4 protein-coding genes are annotated in these 3,390 nt (G+C 63.5%); 2 read left to right on the top strand and 2 right to left on the bottom strand.

The features are described from left to right. Both GSQ89_RS39465 and GSQ89_RS28380 read left to right on the top strand, forming a co-directional pair. Nucleotides 1–265: ABC transporter permease subunit (locus tag GSQ89_RS39465; protein WP_408839543.1), on the top strand; the 265-nt coding region annotated here is incomplete at its 5' end. Further along, nucleotides 258–1,229, top strand: a complete 972-nt coding sequence (locus GSQ89_RS28380) for a branched-chain amino acid ABC transporter permease (protein ID WP_158931491.1) — start codon at nt 258–260, stop codon at nt 1,227–1,229. The genes GSQ89_RS39465 and GSQ89_RS28380, both read left to right, overlap by 8 nt. A gap of 51 nt (nt 1,230–1,280) precedes the next feature. On the opposite strand, the gene GSQ89_RS28375 is transcribed toward GSQ89_RS28380, so the two are convergent. Together GSQ89_RS28375 and GSQ89_RS28370 are read right to left on the bottom strand one after the other, a co-directional pair. Further along, nucleotides 1,281–2,519, bottom strand: a complete 1,239-nt coding sequence (locus GSQ89_RS28375; protein ID WP_158931490.1) for a branched-chain amino acid ABC transporter substrate-binding protein — start codon at nt 2,517–2,519, stop codon at nt 1,281–1,283. 624 nt (nt 2,520–3,143) lie between these two features. Next, nucleotides 3,144–3,390: hypothetical protein (locus GSQ89_RS28370; protein WP_216856452.1), on the bottom strand; the 247-nt coding region annotated here is incomplete at its 5' end.

The raw sequence follows: 3,390 nt of genomic DNA, 5'->3' as shown, positions 1-3,390 counted from the left end.
ACTACTCGTAGGTCTCTACTACGGCACGATTTTCCCTTACATGGGCTTCGCGCCGACATTGAAGGCTTTCGTCGCAATGCTGATGGGTGGCCTGACCAACATCCCCGGCGCCGTCGCCTGCGCGCTGCTGATCGGCCTGTCGGAGAGCCTGTCGGTCGAGGTGCTGTCATCGCGCTGGGCGGGTATCGTGCCCTATGTCCTGTTGCTGGTCACGCTGCTGTTCTTCCCGAACGGTTTGTTTGGTAAGCGGGTTGATCGTGCGTAGGGTGTTGCCGGTTGGCGTGCTGATCTTCGTCTTCGGCCTGCTGCCCGCAGCGCTGAGCGCACTGGACCAGGGCTATCTGTTCCGGCTTGCGGAACTGACGATGATCTTCGTGATCCTGGCGACGAGCCTCAATCTGCTGACCGGCACCGCCGGACTCGTTTCGCTTGGGCATGCGGCGTTCTACGCGATCGGTGCCTACACGGCGGCAATCGTTTCGCTACGGTTCGGCACTGGTCTCGAAACAAGCCTGCCAGCCAGCGCCCTGGTCGCCGGGCTGATCGCGATGCTGGTCGCCATCCCGGCTATCCGGCTGGTTCGGATATTCTTCACCGTCGCGACATTGAGCGTCGGTGAGATCATCAACGTAACGATCACCAACTGGGATGGCCTGACCCGCGGCCCGATGGGGTTACGCGGCATCCCACCCGCCCGACTGTTCGGCTTCGATTTTGGCGGCCGGCTGGGCACATTCTACATCATCGCCGCGGTTTGTGCCGGTACGACCTGGATCGTGTGGCGGCTGACTCATTCCTACTATGGCGGCGCCCTGCGCGCCCTGCGTGAGGACGACCAGAGCGCCGGCGCCATGGGTATCGCCGTTGGCCGGCTGAAAGTCGGAGCTTGCGCGATCAGCGGCGCGCTGGCGGGTGTCGCCGGCTGCCTGCTGGCACACAGCACGGGTTTCATCAGCCCGGACATGTTCGGGATCGACCAGTCCATCCTGATCCTGACGATGGTGGTGGTCGGCGGCCTAGGCAGCGTCCCAGGCGCCGTGCTCGGGGCCGCGGTGTTGATCCTGGTGCCGGAGATCGGCCGGGAGGCCGGCCATTTCCGTATGGTCTTCGTCGGATTGGTTCTGTACCTGGCGATCCTGCTTCGGCCGGCCGGCGTGTTGGGAGAGGCGATGTCTCTGCGGTTCGCTCGCGGGCCGCGGGTTGGCGAACAGGCAGTGCCGAAGCCGTGATGGAAGTGACACGACGGAGGTGACGATCGGCGACCGCGGGGGGCCGCCGCCTCAGACCCGCGGCGCCGGGCCCAGATAGTGAAACTGGCGCTGTAAATCCTCCAACGGCGCGCCGACGTCCTTCCTGATCTGATACAGGCTGACAACCTTGTTGTTCAGATCTCCGTTCGCATCGAATGAAATCGTTCCCTGGAGCGTCTTGAAGCTGGTGTTCTGGATGGCATCCCGCACCGACGCGCGCGTGACCGGCTGGCGGGCCGCTACTACGCGGCGGATCGCATCGAGAATCACCAGCGTCCCATCATACGCCGTGATCGCGTAGTCGCTGGGTCCGAGTCCAAAGCGGCTCGTATATGTCTTGACGAAAGACGCTACCGCCGGGTCGTCCGTCAGGTGCGGTGAGGCGCTCGACGCATACCACCCTTCCGCGGCGGGATACCCCGCGCCGACGACCACCTGCGCGTTATGCATGCCGTCGCCGCCGGCCTTGATGACGTCCGGAATGATTTCGTACGCCTGTTGGGCCAGCTTGACACCGGCCAAGGCAACGCCGCCATAAAGCAGCGCCTGGGGCTTCAGCGATTTGATCTTCGTCAGGATCGCCGTGTAATCAGACGCCAGCGGGTCCAACCGGTCCCGGCCGAGGACATGCAAGCCGCGCTTTTCCGTCTGCCTCTGGAACGCGTCGGCAATGCCGACACCATAGGCACCACTGTCGTCGAGAATGAAAACCGTCTTCACGTTCAGCACGTCCGCCAGGTAATTGGCGATGCCCGGGCCTTGATAGTTGTCGGTCGTTACGGTGCGGAAGAATGTCGTCTTTCCGCTCGGCCGGTACAGGCCGGCAAATTTCGGATCGGTCAGATCGGGATTGGTCGCCGCGGGCGTGATGATCGCCAGGTCCCCCTGGTTGAGTATCGGTGCCAGCGCCTTCGCCGAACCGCTGTTCTCCGGCCCCACCGCGGCGACCACGCTCTTGTCGTTGACGTATTTCCGGGCGTTGGTTGCCGCCTGCGTCGGGTCGTATTGACCGGCGGTCGATGTGGCGTCGTCGAGAATGAACGGTTCGACCTTATAGCCGTTCAAGTTGCCGGCGCTGTTGGCTTCGTCGATGGCGAGCACAACAGCATTGCGGATGCGCGTTGCGGCGTCGGCGCCCGCACCGGTCAGCGCGACCTCCACACCGATGCGAACGATCTTGTCCTCCGCCTTCGACGGCTCAACCGGCAACATGGCGCCTGCCGAGGCGGCACCTAGCAATCCAGCAAAATGACGACGCGAAATGATCATCGGTGTTCTCGTGATGGTGTGATCACCTTCATACACTATGTGTGTACGTTAGTTAATACATATAGCGGATATTAAATGTTTTATGCGAGTGAAAGTGGCTGCAGAGCCTAGCAGCCGCTCGCGGGGCGCCTCGTTTCGCCCAGGAGATTTGGTGGGTGCCCCACATTTGCAGCGCCGCTGTCGCGAACGAATGCGTGTAGTGGTGATGCTCAAACGTTCGCCGGCGATCGATCTTGCGGAACACCGGGCCGAATTGGGTCTCTGACTTATCGGATCAGTCACGCAGTGCCTGGACGGGGCGGAGAGCCCTGCCGGCGCCGCGGCAAACGACAACCGGCGCGCCTGCCCACGCCCCTCGGTCCCTCGTTGGCGCGGCCGCCCAAAGTGTTTAGCGAAAGCACGGCCGTTGTTGGGGTGAAGCGGAAACACTCGACGCCGAGACCAACCAGAGCGGCGCGACCGAGACCGCTGCCGGCCAGCAGCAGCGCGGGTCGTGAATTCCGGCCGGATTGCGCGGGCAGCGCGCAGCCAGGCGGAGCTGATTGGCGCACATGGTGATGGTTGAGGTGCGGTCGGCAAACAGGCGAACTGGCATTGCCGATGACGCGGCAGTGGCGGCTCCGGCTATACAGGTGCCGGCTTGCTGGTCCTGATACCTTCCGTCGCCGGTGCCGGGCTAGTGGCCGCCGCGGGATTGGCAGCCAGTGCTGCCTTCGCTTCGGCCTCGTTGTCTCTCGTTGCGTTGACCATCGGAGTGACCGGGATTTTTTGTTTTTTCGGCACGTTCTGGGCGATCCCGCCGTCCTTCCTGACCGGGCGGGCGGCGGCGGCGGGCATCGCCATGATCATTTCGGTCGGCAACTGCGGCGGA

The sequence above is a fragment of the Acidisphaera sp. S103 genome, assembly GCF_009765975.1.
GTDB lineage: Bacteria > Pseudomonadota > Alphaproteobacteria > Acetobacterales > Acetobacteraceae > Rhodopila.
The sequence above is the reverse complement of the archived record's forward strand: the minus strand, read 5'-3'. Positions and strand labels throughout refer to the sequence as shown.

Bases quoted from the DNA above. Each gene is read 5' to 3' on its own strand.
- GSQ89_RS28375 (WP_158931490.1), bottom strand. From the start codon at position 2,519: ATGATCATTTCGCGTCGTCATTTTGCTGGATTGCTAGGTGCCGCCTCG.